This window comes from Pseudomonas citronellolis (assembly GCF_001586155.1).
In the GTDB taxonomy this organism is placed as follows: Bacteria; Pseudomonadota; Gammaproteobacteria; order Pseudomonadales; family Pseudomonadaceae; genus Pseudomonas; species Pseudomonas citronellolis.
In genome coordinates, this window is record NZ_CP014158.1 from 1,348,725 (window position 1) to 1,363,880 (window position 15,156).

The window sequence follows — 15,156 nt, forward strand, 5'->3', positions numbered from 1 at the left end:
CGGTTGCGCTGATGGGTATCGCTTCGCTCAACGCCATCCTACGAAAAGCCGTGCTTCCTGGAACCGTAGGAGCGGACTCCGTCCGCGATGGGCTGGGCATGGGATCGATGTATCGGCGTATAACCGCGAACGGTTATTCGCCCTACGGGTGCCCATGCCCCGCACCCCTGTAGGAGCGCGCTCTGCGCGCGATTCGCGGGCAAGGCCCGCTCCTGCAGGTGGCCTCTTGCGAACATGAAAAAGGCGCCCGCAGGCGCCTTGTTCATGGATGGCGGTTCAGATACGGAAGCTGTCCACCAACTGCCGCAGCCGCCCGGCCTGGGTCTCCAGGTCGGCGCAGGCGCGCAGGGTGGCCTTGAGGTTCTCCACGCCCTCCTGGTTGAGGGTGTTGATCTCGGTGATGTCCATGTTCAGCGAGTCGACCACCGCGGTCTGTTCCTCGGTGGCGGTGGCTACCGACTGGTTCATCGCATCGATCTCGCTGATGCGCCCGGTCACGCTGGCCAGGCGCTGGCCGGCGCGGTTGGCGATCTCCACGCTCTCCAGGCTGTAGCGCTGGCTTTCGCCCATGGTGGTGACCGCCTCGCGGGCGCCCACCTGCAGTTCCTCGATCATGCCCTGGATCTGCTGCGCGGCCTCCTGGGCGCGGTGCGCCAGGTTGCGCACCTCGTCGGCCACCACGGCGAAGCCGCGGCCCGCCTCGCCGGCGCGGGCGGCTTCGATGGCGGCGTTGAGCGCCAGCAGGTTGGTCTGCTCGGAGATGCCCTTGATCACTTCGAGAATCTGCCCGATGTTCACCGTGCGGCTATTCAGCGACTCGATGTGGGTGCTGGCGTAGCTGATCTTCTCCGACAGCTGGTTCATCGCGGCGATGGTCTGCTCCACCACCTGGCGGCCGTCGCCGGCCTGGTGGCTGGCGTCGCTGGCGTGGTGCGAGGCATCGGCGGCGTTGCGGGCGATTTCCTGGGCGGCGGCGCCCAGCTCGTTGATCGCCGCGGCCACGCTGTTGGTGCGGTTGGCCTGCTCGTCGGAGTTGGCCATGGACGAGTTGGAGGCGTTGACCACCAGTTGCGAGACGTCATGCAGCTGGCGCGCGGTGCCGGCCACTTCGCGGATGGACTCGTGGATACGCTCGACGAAGCGGTTGAAGGCTTCGGCCAGGGCGCCGAACTCGTCGCGGCTGTGCACCGCCAGGCGCTTGGTCAGGTCGCCTTCGCCCTGGGCGATGTCCTGCATGGCGCGGCCCATGGCGGTGAGCGGCTGCATCAGCACGCGGATCAGCATGCCCAGCAGCAGAAGGATCGCGACTATGGCGACCAGCGCGGCTATCACCGCCGAGGTGCGGAAGGTGCTGAGCATGGCGTAGGCCTTGTCCTTGTCGATGGACAGGCCGATGTACCAGTTCACCGAAGGCAGGCCCTTGACCGGGGCGAAGGCGAGGATGCGGGTAGAGCCGTTGAGCTCGCTCTCGCTGAAGCCGCTGCCGATCCGCGGGGTGTTCTGCGGGTAGATTTCGCTGAGGTTCTTCATCACCTGCTGCTTGTCCGGGGCGACCAGCACCTTGCCGTCGCCGCTGACCAGGAAGGCGTAGCCCATGCCGCTGAAGTCCAGCGAGTTGATGATCTGCACGATGGCCTGCAGGTTGAGGTCGCCGCCGACCACGCCCACGGTCTTGCCGGCGGCCTGGGCCGGCGTGGCGATGGTGATGATCAGCTGGCCGGTGGCGGCATCGACGTAGGGTTCGGTCAGGGTGGTGCCGCCGGCGGCCAGGGCGTCCTTGTACCAGGGACGGGTGCGCGGGTCGTAGCCGTCGGGCATCTTGTCGTCCGGGCGCATGGTGAAGCTACCGTCGGCCTGGCCGAGGTAGGTGAAGCTGAAGGTCGAGGTCAGCGCCTTCTGCTCCAGCAGGCCGCCGAGGCTGGCCGGCGCGCTGTCGCGGCCGATGCTCTGGGCGGTGTGTTCCACCAGCAGGATGCGCCCGCTGAGCCAGTTCTGGATGTTGCTGGCGGTGACTTCACCCATTTCCTGCAGGTAGGACTCCAGGTCCGCGCGGATGGCGTTGCGCTGCAGGGAGTCGTTGTACAGGGTGAAGAGCGCGAATGCGGCGAAAACCACCAGAGAAGCGGCCAGCAGTATTTTGTGGCTGAACTTCAGGTTCTTCATCATCTTGTTTTTGCATCCAGGGATGGGGCCAGTGATTTGGGGGCCTCGGCGATGGTTCCGAGCCCCCGGACTACAGACCGCGCGCCGGGTGGGGCGGCGGTGGGGCCGCCCGCGGGTGACGTGCGGCCGGTGGCACTCCTGTGCCGGGAAGCCCTTGCCCGGGGCTGAAGCGCCGGCTGATGCGGCTTTCAGACAAGAAGTCGGCATTTTCTGTAGGAAGCTTTAGCGAGGCGGACGAACGGTAGCGGTCGGAGGGTGAAAGGCAGAGAAGTGTGTAGGGCGTATAACGCTCCGCGTTATACGCCGCTTGGCCTTGGTTCCAGGCCCTTGCATGGTGGAGCCCGAACCTCTGTTTCCGCGCATTCCGGGCTCGGCCAGGAGATGGCCTGTGGATGAGGTGTATCGGCGTATAACCGCGAACGGTTATACGCCCTACGGGTGCCCATGCCTCGCACCCTTGTAGGAGCGCGCCCTGCGCGCGATTCGCGGGCAGGGCCCGCTCCTGCAGATGGCATCTTGCGAACATGAAAAAGGCGCCCGCAGGCGCCTTGTTCATGGATGGCGGATCAGATGCGGAAACTGTCCACCAGGTGCCGCAGGCGCCCGGCCTGGGCCTCCAGGTCGGCGCAGGCGCGCAGGGTGGCCTGGAGGTTTTCCACGCCTTCCTGGTTGAGGGTGTTGATCTCGGTGATGTCCATGTTCAGCGAATCGACCACCGCGGTCTGCTCTTCGGTGGCGGTGGCCACCGACTGGTTCATCGCGTCGATCTCGCTGATCCGTCCGGTCACGCTGGCCAGGCGCTGGCCGGCGCGGTTGGCGATCTCCACGCTTTCCAGGCTGTAGCGCTGGCTTTCGCCCATGGTGTTGACCGCCTCGCGGGCGCCCACCTGCAGTTCCTCGATCATGCCCTGAATCTGCTGCGCAGATTCCTGGGCGCGGTGCGCCAGGTTGCGCACCTCGTCGGCCACCACGGCGAAGCCGCGGCCCGCCTCGCCGGCGCGGGCGGCTTCGATGGCGGCGTTGAGCGCCAGCAGGTTGGTCTGCTCGGAGATGCCCTTGATCACTTCGAGGATCTGCCCGATGTTCACCGTGCGGCTGTTCAGTGCCTCGATGTGGGTGCTGGCGTAGCTGATCTTCTCCGACAGCTGGTTCATCGCGCTGATGGTCTGCTCCACCACCTGGCGACCATCGCCGGCCTGATGGCTGGCGTCGCTGGCGTGGTGCGAGGCGTCGGCGGCGTTGCGGGCGATTTCCTGGGCGGCGGCGCCCAGCTCGTTGATCGCCGCGGCCACGCTGTTGGTGCGGGTGGCCTGCTCGTCGGAGTTGGCCATGGACGAGTTGGAGGCGTTGACCACCAGCTGCGACACGTCATGCAGCTGGCGCGCGGTGCCGGCCACTTCGCGGATGGATTCGTGGATGCGCGCGACGAAGCGGTTGAAGGCCTCGGCCAGCAGGCCGAACTCGTCGCGGCTGTCGACCTTCAGGCGCTTGGTCAGGTCGCCCTCGCCCTGGGCGATGTCCTGCATGGCGCGGCCCATGTCGGTGAGCGGCTGCATCAGCACGCGGATCAGCATGCCCAGCAGGAAGATGATCGCGACGATGGCGACCAGGGTGGCGATCACCGCCGAGGTGCGGAAGTCGCTGAGCATGGCGTAGGCGGCGCTCTTGTCCAGCACCAGGGCGACGTACCAGGACACCCCCGGCAGGCCCTCGACGCGGGTCATGGAGACCAGTTGCGTATGGCCGTCAACTTCCACTTCCTGCACGCCGGGGCGGACCTGCGGCGCGCCGTGCGGGTAGACCTCGGCGAGGTTCTTGAACACCTTCGCGTCGTCCGGGTGCAGGAGGATCTTGCCGGCGTCGCTGACCAGGAAGGCATAGCCGTCGCCGTCGAACTTCAGCGAGTTGAGGATGGCGGTGATGGTCTGCAGCTTCATGTCGCCGGCGGCCACGCCGACCAGTTGGCCGTTGCGCATGACCGGCATGGACATGGCGAGGATCTGCTCCTTGGTGCCGGCGTCGAGGAAGGGCTCGGTGACGATCAGCCGGCCGGCGGCCGCGGCGTCCTTGTACCAGCCGCGCTGGCGCGGGTCGTAGCCGTCGGGCATGGGCGAGTAGGGGCGCATGGTGAAGACGCCGCTGGCGGCCTCGCCCAGGTACACCGATTCGAAGTTCCGTTGCAGCACCTGCTGCTCCAGCACGTGCTGGATGCGCTCGGCGGTGGGCTCGCCATCGGCCAGTTGCGCGGCTTCCATCTCCACCAGGTGGATGCGGCCTTCCAGCCAGCTCTGGATGTTGCTGGCGGTGAGGCTGCCGATCTCGCGCAGGTAGGAGTCGGTGTCCTCCTGGATGGCGCGGCTCTGGCGGAAGTCGTTGAAGAAGATGAAGCAGGCGAAGGCGAAGATCACCACGAGGGAGGCCGCCAGAAGGATTTTCTTGGCGAAGGACAGCGAGCGAAGCATGGGTAGAGCATCCTGCAGGAACGACGGTGTGGGCAGGTTGTATCGGCCGTCTTCTGTGGGACTTTAGCTTTGTGATGGGAAAATGACGTCAGAAAAGAATGACGGATCTCGCGGGCATCGTTCAGGTGAATGCCAGTTGCAGCAGATAGCCGGCAAAGATCGAGAAAACGAAGGGAAATGACTTGGAACGGCTGGCATCGAAGGATTTCAGCCGCGCCACGACGGGCTGCGGAAGTCTGTTCGAGTCGATCGAAAGCCTGCAGCCCAGCATCAGCAGCAGCGTCGCCAGGCAGGCCAGGCCCAGGCTGTAGAGCAGGGTGTCGGGGTCGCTGGCCAGACCCAGCGCGGCCAGCAGCTTGACGTCCGCCGCGCCCAGCTTGCCGAGCCAGTAGCCGGGCAGGCTCAGCGCGAGGCCCAGGGCCGCCGCGGCGAGGGCGGCCGCCACGGAATGCTGGGTCAGGCTGTGGCCATGCAGGTACAGGTAGGCGGCGGCCGCGGCCAGGCCGCCGAGGGTCAGCAGGTTATCCACCTTGCGGCGGCGCAGGTCCTGGTAGGCACAGGCGGCCAGCCAACCGAGCAGCATCCATGTCGCCAGCATTCGCTCGTGTCCTGCTCAGGTCAGGCCCGGATGGCCAGGCGACGCCTGCGCGGGGCAGGCGTCGCTGGCGTGGTGCGAGGCATCGGAGGCGTTGACCACCAGTTGCGATACGTCATGCAGTTGGCGCGCGGTACCGGCGATTTCGCGAGTCGACTGGTGTATGCGCCCGCTCAGCCAGTTCTGGGTGTTGCTCGCGGTGACCTCGCCCATTTCCTGCAGGTAGGACTTCAGGTCCGCGCGGATGGCATTGCGCTGCAGGGAGTCGTTGTACAGCGTGAAGAGGGCAAGGGCGGCAAAAACCACCAGGGAAGCGGCCAGCAGTATTTTGTGGCTGAACGTCAGGTTCTTCATCATCGAGTCGTCCAGGAGGGGCCAGTGGTTGACGGGCTCGACGGTGAGCCCGAGTTCCGTGTTGGGTCCGCGCGGGGTGGGCGGCGGAGGTGGCCGGTCATGCGGGTGGCGGCCGGCCGGGTTGGCACTCTTGGCCGCGAAGCCCTTGTCCAGGGCTGGGGGGCCGGCTATTCGCGGCCTCCAGATTAGAAGTCGGCATTTTCTGTCAGAAGCTTTGGGTAGGTGGACGAACGGTAGCGGGCAGAGCTGAAGTGCAGAGAAAAGCGTTCGCGAGAACGAAGAGCAGATTCACCCGTTCCGAAGAAGGACGCGACAGTGTGAGAACACCCCACACACCGCTATTTCTCGTTACCGAACACCCCAGTGCCGAAAAGGCGCCCCTCTGATTTTCTTCGAGCATTTAAAAATACTATATTTTTCAATAACTTAATATTTATTGATGGTATGAATTCCGGCTGGCCCTTTATTTGCACATACTTGTATGTACATGTATAAATTTGAGATGCAGGGGGAACGGCCCCTTTGGGAGCCAGGTTCATGCCGCTTACCGCATGGAGTCCTCCTGCCGATGTGCATCACAAGGACCCCGCCCCTTGGCGGCCTATAAAGGAGACCCCTGATTTGGAACTTCACCTGACTGCCGGCAACCTTCAGCTAAGTGACCTGCGCAAAGCCTATCGCCAGCCTCTACGGGTTGTACTGAACGCCTCCTGCAATAACGCCATCAATGCCAGCGTTGCATGTGTGGAAGACATCATCGCCCAAGGCCGGACGGCCTATGGAATCAACACCGGGTTTGGCCTTCTAGCCTCGACGCGTATCGCCTCCGACGAGCTTGAAAAGCTGCAACGCTCATTGGTGCTCTCGCACGCCGCCGGCGTGGGCGAGGCACTGGATGATGCCATGGTTCGGCTGATCATGTTGCTGAAGGTGAATAGCCTTGCCCGGGGCCTCTCCGGCATCCGTCGCAAGGTGATCGATGCCCTGGTCGCGCTCATCAATGCCGAGGTGTACCCGCATATTCCCTTGAAAGGGTCTGTTGGAGCATCGGGCGACCTCGCGCCTTTGGCACACATGTCCCTGGTGCTGCTTGGAGAAGGCAAGGCGCGTTATCGGGGACAATGGTTGCCAGCGTGCGAGGCACTCGCCATTGCGGGCCTGGAACCCATGACACTCGCTGCCAAGGAGGGGCTCGCGCTGCTTAACGGAACGCAGGTTTCGACGGCATACGCCCTTCGAGGCTTGTTCGAGGCCGAAGATCTGTATGCGGCCGCTACTGTCTGTGGGGCGCTGAGCGTGGAGTCCATGCTCGGCTCGCGAGCGCCATTCGATGCCCGTATACACGATGCTCGAGGCCAGCCAGGCCAGATTGATGCCGCCGCGGCATATAGAAGCCTGCTGACCGAGAGCAGCGAGATCGGCAGCTCTCACGCGCAGTGCGAAAAGGTTCAAGACCCGTACTCTCTACGTTGCCAACCGCAAGTCATGGGGGCATGCCTGACCCAGCTGCGCAATGCCGCCACGGTCCTGCAGATCGAGGCCAACGCGGTTTCAGACAACCCTTTGGTGTTTGCCGAGCAAGCCGAGGTAGTTTCCGGCGGTAATTTCCACGCCGAGCCGGTGGCGATGGCCGCCGACAATATAGCCTTGGCGCTTGCCGAGATCGGCGCACTGTCCGAGCGGCGTATCTCCTTGATGATGGACCGCCACATGTCCCAGTTGCCGCCGTTCCTCGTCGAGAACGGTGGGGTCAATTCCGGGTTCATGATTGCCCAGGTCACCGCGGCAGCGCTTGCCAGCGACAACAAAGCACTCGCTCACCCCGCCAGTGTCGACAGCCTGCCCACTTCCGCCAACCAGGAGGACCACGTGTCGATGGCTCCGAACGCCGGCAAGCGGCTCTGGAGCATGGCGGAGAACGTCCGCGGAATTATTGCCGTCGAATGGCTTGGCGCGTGCCAGGGGCTGGACTTCAGGGAGGGCCTGAAGTCATCCCTGCCGCTCGAGGAAGCCCGTAGGCTCCTGCGGCACGAGGTTCCGTATTACCAGGAGGACCGCTTCTTTGCTCCTGACATCGAGGCTGCAAGCAGCTTGCTTGCCAGCGGCTGCCTCAATGCGCTGATGCCGGCAAAGCTTCTGCCAAGCCTCTAGGACTGACTGGCGCCCGCGAGGGCGCCTTGCAACCCTGTCCCATAAGAACAATCAGGAGAGCAAGGGAATGACAGCAAAAACTGAACTTCAACGTGGTCTGAGCGCCCGCCACATTCGCTTCATCGCCTTGGGGGCGGCGATCGGTACTGGCCTTTTCTATGGTTCCGCCTCGGCCATTCAGATGGCCGGCCCCGCCGTATTGGCTGCCTATGTCATAGCGGGCATCGCGGTATACATGGTGATGCGCGCACTGGGGGAGATGGCGGTTCGCAATCCCGCACCGGGCTCATTTGGCGAGTACGCCAGCACCTACTTGGGGCCACTGGCGGGTTTCATCACGGGGTGGACCTACGCTTTCGAGATGGTCATCGTTTGCCTGGCCGACGTGACGGCATTTGGGATCTACATGGGCTTCTGGTTTCCAGAAGTGCCTCGATGGATCTGGGTGCTGTCGATCATCTTCTTCATCGGGGCGTTGAACCTTTGCACCGTGAAGGTATTTGGTGAACTCGAGTTCTGGCTATCGCTCGTGAAGGTGGGGGCCATCGTAATGATGATCCTCGCCGGCCTCGGCATCATGCTCTTTGGTTACGGCCTGGCGGAGTCGGCAGCGGCCACCGGCGTCCAGAATCTTTGGGTTCATGGCGGCTTCATGCCCCATGGGATCGAGGGATTGATAGCTTCCTTCGCCGTTGTGGTGTTCGCCTTTGGCGGAATCGAGATCATTGGCGTAACGGCGGGAGAGGCCCGCGACCCGCAGCGCGTTTTGCCACGAGCCATCAACGCCGTGCCGGTGCGAATCCTGCTTTTCTACGTCCTGACGCTCTTCGTGCTGATGTCGATTTTCCCCTGGCCGCAGATTGGCACGCAGGGGAGCCCCTTCGTACAGATTTTCAGCGGGCTGGGCATCAACTCTGCAGCGGCGATACTCAACGTTGTGGTGATATCCGCGGCGGTGTCGGCGATCAATAGCGATGTTTTCGGGGCGGGGCGCATGCTTTATGGGATGGCCAAGCAAGGGCAAGCGCCCGCGGTATTTGCGCGGGTGTCCCGAAAAGGTGTGCCCTGGATGACCGTTGTCGTGATGGCGATTGCGCTGCTGCTTGGCGCAGTGCTGAATTACCTGATCCCGGAGAATGTTTTCCTGCTGATCGCCTCCACCGCCACATTCGCCACTGTCTGGGTGTGGCTGATGATCCTGCTGTCGCAGGTGGCGATGCGCAGGAGCATGAGCGCTCAAGAAGCCAAGGCACTGAAATACCGCGTGCCTTTATGGCCGTATGCCCCAGCTGCCGCAATCGCTTTCATGTTGTTCATCTTCGTCGTGCTGGGAGCCTTTTCCAAAACGCAAATGGCCTTATGGGCAGGGCTCGTATGGCTTGCGATCTTGACGGCCATTTTCTGGTTCCGCCTGCGCCCAGGCAACGCAGGGGAAGGCATTACCGATTGAGCCTGCTTTATCGCCGCCTGCCTTAGGCGCGTGAGGTCTGAAAAGCACGACGCCTGCACAGGGCAGGCGTCGTGAATGGGGCAGGCGTCGGCGGGGCCGTCAGTAGAAGCGCGAGGCCAGCCAGAACAGGCCGGCGGCCAGGGCCATGGAGGTGGGCAGGGTGAGGATCCAGGCCATCAGGATGTTGCGCACGGTGCCGCCCTGCAGGCCGCTGCGGTTGGCGACCATGGTGCCGGCCACGCCCGAGGACAGCACGTGGGTGGTGGACACCGGCAGGCTGTAGAGGTTGGCCATGCCGATCGCCGCGGTGGCGGTGAGCTGGGCGCTGATGCCCTGGGCGTAGGTCATGCCCTGCTTGCCGATCTTCTCGCCGACGGTGAGCACCACGCGCTTCCAGCCGACCATGGTGCCCACGCCCAGGGCCAGGGCCACCGCGATGATCACCCAGAAGGGCGCGTATTCGGTGGTGCTGGTCAGGTCCTTGCGCAGCTTCTCCAGGTCGGCCTTCTCGCGCGCCGGCAGGCTGTCGAGCTTGCCGACCTTCTTCGCGGTGTCGTCCAGGCACAGCAGGTAGCGGCGCACCTGCACGCGGCTGTCGGCGGACAGCTCGTTGTAGCTGGAGATGCCCTTGATGTCGCTCAGCAGGCCCTTGAGGGTGGATTCGGTCTGCTTCGCTTCGCAGCGGTACAGCTCGGGCATCTCACCGTCGGCGCCCTTGCCCAGGGCGAGCATGTCGCCGAGCACGTCGGTGTGGCGCTGGTAGAACTGGCTGAGGTGGATGGCGGCGTCGCGGGTGCGTTCGATCTGGTAGGTGGTGCTGTTGAGGTCGAGGACGAACTTGGCGGGGACGATGCCGATCAGCACCAGCATGATCAGGCCGATGCCCTTCTGGCCGTCGTTGGAGCCGTGGACGAAGCTCACGGTCATGGCCGAGAGCACCAGCACCAGGCGGTTCCAGAACGGCGGGTGCTTCTTCTCGTCGACTTCGCGGCGGGTTTCCGGGGTCTTGTGCATCTTCGACAGCGGGTACATCCACTTCAGGCCGATCAGCACCAGGGCCGCGACGATGAAGCCGGCCAGCGGCGAGAAGATCAGCGACATGGCGATGTCGATCGCCTTCTGCCAGTTCACCCCGTCGGCCAGCGGCACGCCGGTGATGACGGCGTTGGCCAGGCCCACGCCGAGGATCGAGCCGATCAGGGTGTGCGAACTGGAGGCTGGGATGCCGAAGTACCAGGTGCCCAGGTTCCAGGCGATGGCCGCGGCCAGCAGCGAGAACACCATGGCCAGGCCGTGGCCGCTGTTGACGTTGATCAGCAGCTCCACCGGCAGTAGGTGCACGATGGCATAGGCCACGCCGACGCCACCGAGCAGCACGCCGAGGAAGTTGAAGATGCCGGAGAGGATGACCGCGCGGTAGGGCGACATGGCCTTGGTGTAGATCACCGTGGCCACCGCGTTGGCGGTGTCATGGAAGCCGTTGATGAACTCGAAGGCCAGGACGAAGCCCAGCGCCAGCACCAGGCTGATGCCTACCCAGAGGTCGAGTCCGCTGAAGAGATCGAACATGAAGTTTCTGTGACCGGTCGGTGACGGGGCGGCGATTATGCCAGAAGCGATAGGATGTCGTCTGAAACCTGAAGCGATTCTCGGAATCCAGCGACACCCGGTCGCACGGGGCTTGCAGCGCTGCGGGCAATGCGCTGCAACGTTTTCGGGGGGCCGTCGCGGCTCAGTTCGCGTCCTGTTCGGCCTGGCGTTGCTGGGCCTTCTGCAGGTCGGTCTGCATCTTCTCCAGTTCCCGGTCGAAGGCCTTGTCCTGCACGGTCGGGCGCTTGCGCCAGGGCTTCTTGTCGGGGTCGGGCTGGGCGGCGTAGAGGGTGACCTCGCCGCCATAGACATCCTTGTAACGCTGTTCCTGGCGCTCCAGTTCGGCGCGCAGTTCGTCTTTCGTCACCTGTGTTCCTGATGGCGTGTGGCTGATGGGGGGATATGCGGGGAAAGCATAGCAGGCGCGATTATAACCGCTGGCGGGGCGCTGTCAGCCGTGACCGGGGCACGTGGGTGGGCTCGCACAAATGTAACAGCAGGCTACGCTCAGGAAGCGATCAACATTCGAGGAGACCGCTCCATGATCAAGCTCCGCCTTCCCCTGCTGCTGTGCGCGCTGTTGTTCTCGGTGCAGGGTTTCGCCGCCAACACCGCCCAGCAGGAAAAGATGAAGACCTGCAACGCCGACGCCACCGCCAAGTCGCTCAAGGGCGACGAGCGCAAGTCCTTCATGAGCACCTGCCTGAAAGCCGGCGGCGGCGACACCGGCAAGAAGCTGACGCCGCAGCAGGAGAAGATGGCCCAGTGCAACAAGGACGCCGCGGCCAAGGCGCTGAAGGGCGATGAGCGCAAGACGTTCATGAGTGGGTGCCTGAAGAAATAGCGGGGGCGGGGCGCAGGTGTGGCCGGGGCGTCCGGCGTGGCCGGTGAACCCGATCGCGGACAAGGTCCGCTTCTACGCCGGTAACCGTAGGAGCGGACTCCGTCCGCGATTCGGCGGATAACGCCGTACGCCAAGCCCACCGTAGGGCGTATAACCGTTCGCGGTTATCCGCCGCCACACCCAAGCCCCCAGCCAACGCCCAGGCCAGCCCCGGAGCCGCCGGGCGCCAAGGCCAAACGGCGGATAACGCGGAGCGTTATTCGCCCTACGGATTTCCAGAGAAACATCCAAGCGCACCGGAATGCCCCTTCAGAAGGCCGAGCGAAACCGGCGCTCAGGAGGTCATGCGACATGGATGTCGCGAGAGCCCCGATGGGCTACATGGACGTACCCTCGGGGCGGGCCTCCGTGGCGGGGGAGTTCGCGAGGGTAGCCCGACTCTGTCGGGCCCGTATGCGGGGCAAGCCTTTTTGGTTCCTTTTGTGGCGATTGACAAAAGGGACTCGCCCGAGGGGGCGAAACAAAAAATCTCCGCAGTCTCGGAGCGGCGCGCTACACCAAGCCCCCAAGCCACTGGCTTTCCACGTTCGCGGGAATAGCGAGGTGGGCGGTGCGAGAGGCCAAGGGCCACTCGTTCAAACCCCCGAACACAACAACCAGGCCACCGCCAGCAGATAGAACAACACCGACCCATCTTCGCTCAACGGCGACTGGACGTAATGACGTGCGTTCATGCCTTCACCTCCGCCGACCAGTAGCCCTGGGCATTGCGGAAGGGCTGCCGGGCCATCTGCTCCGGGCGGGTGATGCCGTTGGCGCGCAGGGCGTTGACCAGCGCCGAGAAGGACTTCGCGGTATAGCTCATGGCGGGCTCCTTGCGTTCCGTCAGTGGGGGACGGAGCTATGAAAACGCAACGGCCACCATCAACGGAAATGGAACTTCCTGCTTTCGACTATTGATGAAATCGATGAAAGACCCGGCTCACCAGTCCAACTGCAACTGGCTGTCGAACTGCCGCGGCCGGCCCGTCAGCGGATCGTCGAAGGCCAGGTGCCGGGCCAGCAGCTGCAGCGGGCGGGAATAGTCGTCGCTGCGCCGCTGCTCTTCCGGCAGCAGCTGTGGATAAAGCGGATCGTTGCGCAGCGCCGCACCCAGGGCGGCCATGTGCACGCGCAGCTGGTGGCGCTTGCCGCTCACCGGGTAGAGCGCGTAGCGCCACCAGTGCTCGCGGCGCCCCAGCACCTCGATGCGGGTTTCGCTGTTGATCGCGCCCTCGGCCTCGCGCATGAGGATGAAGGGCTCGCCGTCCACCAGGCGACTGCGCCGCACGTGAGGGAAGTCCAGCTGCGGCAGCGGCGGGGCGATGGCCTCGTAGCGCTTGTGCATGCGCCGCTCGCGGAACAGCGCCTGGTAGGCCGCGCGGCTGGCCGGGTTGGCGGAGAACAGCACCAGCCCGGCGGTAGGCCGGTCGATGCGGTGCAGCGGCACCAGCAGCGGGTTGTCCAGGCGCCGGGCCAGGCGCGCCAGCAGAGTCTGTTCGACGTACTGGCCGGAGGGCGTCACCGGCAGGAAGTGCGGCTTGTCGGCCACCACCAGGTGCTCGTCGACGTGCAGGATGCGTTCTTCGAAGGGGATCGGCGTTTCCGCCTCCACCTCGCGGAAGTAGTGCACGCGCAGGCCCTCGCGGTGCGGTGTGCTGGCGTCCAGCGGCTTGCCCTCGGCGTCCAGCACGCGGCCGCGGGCCAGGCGCTGCAGCCAGGTCTGGCGGGGGATCGCCGGGAAGCGCGCGCACAGGCAGTCGAGCACCGTCGACCAGGGCCCGGCCGGCAGGTGCAGGGTGCTGGCGCGGTGCTGGGCGGCGGAAAACGGCTTCTCGGACATGGTCGGCGGTGGCGGTCGGGGGCGTGCATTAGGCCGCAGATGGGAGTCGCCGTCAAAGGCCGCCCGGCGCTCAGTGGGACAGCCGCGCGGCCAGTTCGTCGACTTCCTCGGCCCAGTCCGAGTCCTCTTCCAGGGCCTCGCGGATGAAGGCCGCCTGGGCCTCGTTCCAGAAGGGCGCGTCGGCCAGGGCCTGGTCCGCGGGCAGGCGGTGCGCGGCGAGGAAGGCGTCGATCTCCTGGCGGCCGCTGGGCAGGCCCAGTTGCTTGAACAGTTCGGCGAAGGTGTGGGGTGTGGTGTCCATGGCGGGCCTCCTGTGGTCGGTCGTGCATCAACTATAGGCGTTCGGCGCGGGCCGGTCGGCCGCGGAATCGATAGGTGGCTTTCAATTTTCCCGGCATCGGGCAATGATGGCGCAGTCCCTGACATCCCCTCGCGCCAGGCCCGTTCATGAGCTCTCCCGAGCAGCGTCCGCACGCTGTCACCCTGCAGATCGTCTCGATCGTCGGTTTCACCTTCCTGCTGTTCCTGTGCATCGGCTTTCTGCTGCCGGTGCTGCCCGGCTTCGTCCACCACGACCTGGGCTTCGACGCCACCACCGCCGGCCTGGTGATCGGCGCACAGTACCTGGCGACCCTCGCCTCGCGGCCGCTGGCCGGGCGCCTGACCGACACCCTGGGGGCCAAGCGCGCGGTGATCTACGGCCTGTTCAGCCTGGCCGGCGGCGGGGCGCTGGTGCTGCTGGCCACCAGTCTGCAGGCGCTGGCCTGGACGAGCCTGGCGCTGCTGCTGGGCAGCCGCCTGCTGATCGGCTTCGCCCAGGGCCTGATGGGCATCGGCACGGCGAGCTGGGGCATCGCCCGGGTCGGCGCGCAGAACACCGCGCGGGTGATCTCCTGGAACGGCATCGTCTGCTACGGCGGCATCGCCCTGGGCGCGCCGCTGGGCGTGGGCATGGCCGCGCAGCTGGGGCTGTGGAGCCTGGGCGCCGGCATCCTGGCGCTGGCCGGGCTCGGCCTGCTGCTGGCCCGCGGCAAGGCGCCGGCGCCGATCATCGCCGGCACGCGCATGGCCTTCTTCGCCGTGCTCGGCCGGGTGCTGCCCTACGGTATGTGCGTGGCCCTGGGGTCCATCGGCTTCGGCAGCCTGGCCACCTTCATCACCCTCTACTACGGCAGCCGCGGCTGGGCCGACCCGGCCTGGTGCCTGAGCCTGTTCGGCATCAGCTTCGTCGGCGCGCGGCTGCTGCTGTCCTGGACCATCAACCGCTTCGGCGGCTTCAACGTGGCGGTGCTCTGCCTACTGGTGGAAAGCGCCGGCCTGCTGCTGTTGTGGCAGGCGCCGAGCCCGGCCTTCGCCCTGCTCGGCACGGCGCTGACCGGCGCCGGGCTGTCGCTGGTGTACCCGGCGCTGGGCGTCGAGGCGGTGCTGCGCATCCCCGCCGCCAGCCGCAGTTCGGCGCTGGGCGCCTACGCGCTGTTCTTCGACCTGGCCCTGGGCCTGGCCGGCCCGCTGATGGGCGCGGTGGCCGCGCACTCGGACTACGCCAGCATCTTCCTGGTGGCCGCGCTGCTGGCCGCCTGCGGCTTCCTCATCTGCCTCTGGCTGCTGCGCTTCACCCGCCAACGCCACGAGGAACTGGACTTCGACTAGACTGCGGCATCCCCC

12 protein-coding genes and 2 pseudogenes are annotated in these 15,156 nt (G+C 65.3%); 4 read left to right on the top strand and 10 right to left on the bottom strand.

Features of this window, described 5'->3' with window-relative positions; genetic code table 11:
• Positions 1-276: 276 nt before the first annotated feature.
• From PcP3B5_RS06170 to PcP3B5_RS31310, 5 genes and pseudogenes are all read right to left on the bottom strand, one after another.
• The gene (locus PcP3B5_RS06170; RefSeq protein WP_061560795.1) at positions 277-2,166 is read right to left on the bottom strand and encodes a methyl-accepting chemotaxis protein; all 1,890 of its coding nucleotides are present in this window, start codon (positions 2,164-2,166) and stop codon (positions 277-279) included.
• 563 nt (positions 2,167-2,729) lie between these two features.
• Complete coding sequence (locus PcP3B5_RS32515) at positions 2,730-3,494, bottom strand: methyl-accepting chemotaxis protein (RefSeq protein WP_420820164.1); 765 nt, start codon at positions 3,492-3,494, stop codon at positions 2,730-2,732.
• Between the two features lie 138 nt (positions 3,495-3,632).
• A pseudogene (locus PcP3B5_RS32520) lies at positions 3,633-4,625 on the bottom strand (cache domain-containing protein); the annotation flags it as partial.
• Between the two features lie 121 nt (positions 4,626-4,746).
• Positions 4,747-5,223 (bottom strand): prepilin peptidase, encoded by a 477-nt coding sequence (locus PcP3B5_RS06180; RefSeq protein ID WP_061560797.1) that lies wholly within the window; start codon positions 5,221-5,223, stop codon positions 4,747-4,749.
• 159 nt (positions 5,224-5,382) lie between these two features.
• Positions 5,383-5,577, bottom strand: a pseudogene (locus tag PcP3B5_RS31310) (chemotaxis protein); the annotation flags it as partial.
• 618 nt (positions 5,578-6,195) lie between these two features.
• Between PcP3B5_RS31310 and hutH the strand changes: the two are divergent.
• Both hutH and PcP3B5_RS06195 read left to right on the top strand, forming a co-directional pair.
• Complete coding sequence (hutH, locus tag PcP3B5_RS06190) at positions 6,196-7,725, top strand: histidine ammonia-lyase (RefSeq protein ID WP_061560799.1); 1,530 nt, start codon at positions 6,196-6,198, stop codon at positions 7,723-7,725.
• A gap of 67 nt (positions 7,726-7,792) precedes the next feature.
• Positions 7,793-9,175, top strand: a complete 1,383-nt coding sequence (locus PcP3B5_RS06195; RefSeq protein ID WP_061560800.1) for an amino acid permease — start codon at positions 7,793-7,795, stop codon at positions 9,173-9,175.
• Positions 9,176-9,274: 99 nt separating this feature from the next.
• On the opposite strand, the gene PcP3B5_RS06200 is transcribed toward PcP3B5_RS06195, so the two are convergent.
• Positions 9,275-10,744: an inorganic phosphate transporter gene (locus PcP3B5_RS06200; protein WP_009617996.1), complete on the bottom strand. Its 1,470-nt coding sequence runs from the start codon at positions 10,742-10,744 to the stop codon at positions 9,275-9,277.
• A gap of 163 nt (positions 10,745-10,907) precedes the next feature.
• The gene (locus PcP3B5_RS06205; protein WP_009617998.1) at positions 10,908-11,132 is read right to left on the bottom strand and encodes a hypothetical protein; all 225 of its coding nucleotides are present in this window, start codon (positions 11,130-11,132) and stop codon (positions 10,908-10,910) included.
• A 174-nt stretch (positions 11,133-11,306) separates the two neighbouring features.
• On the opposite strand from PcP3B5_RS06205, the gene PcP3B5_RS06210 reads away from it, so the two are divergent.
• Complete coding sequence (locus PcP3B5_RS06210) at positions 11,307-11,609, top strand: PsiF family protein (protein ID WP_061560801.1); 303 nt, start codon at positions 11,307-11,309, stop codon at positions 11,607-11,609.
• 730 nt (positions 11,610-12,339) lie between these two features.
• On the opposite strand, the gene PcP3B5_RS32310 is transcribed toward PcP3B5_RS06210, so the two are convergent.
• The 3 genes from PcP3B5_RS32310 to PcP3B5_RS06220 all read right to left on the bottom strand — a co-directional run bounded on the left by PcP3B5_RS32310 (position 12,340) and on the right by PcP3B5_RS06220 (position 13,792).
• On the bottom strand, positions 12,340-12,474 hold the full coding sequence (locus PcP3B5_RS32310; RefSeq protein ID WP_009618002.1) for a hypothetical protein: 135 nt from the start codon (positions 12,472-12,474) through the stop codon (positions 12,340-12,342).
• A gap of 117 nt (positions 12,475-12,591) precedes the next feature.
• Complete coding sequence (locus PcP3B5_RS06215; protein ID WP_061560802.1) at positions 12,592-13,491, bottom strand: pseudouridine synthase; 900 nt, start codon at positions 13,489-13,491, stop codon at positions 12,592-12,594.
• Between the two features lie 70 nt (positions 13,492-13,561).
• Positions 13,562-13,792 carry a DUF2789 domain-containing protein gene (locus PcP3B5_RS06220; protein ID WP_009618004.1) on the bottom strand — a complete coding sequence of 77 codons (231 nt, stop codon included), beginning with the start codon at positions 13,790-13,792 and terminating at the stop codon, positions 13,562-13,564.
• Between the two features lie 146 nt (positions 13,793-13,938).
• Between PcP3B5_RS06220 and PcP3B5_RS06225 the strand changes: the two genes are divergently transcribed.
• The gene (locus PcP3B5_RS06225; RefSeq protein WP_043272398.1) at positions 13,939-15,141 is read left to right on the top strand and encodes an MFS transporter; all 1,203 of its coding nucleotides are present in this window, start codon (positions 13,939-13,941) and stop codon (positions 15,139-15,141) included.
• Positions 15,142-15,156 lie beyond the last annotated feature (15 nt).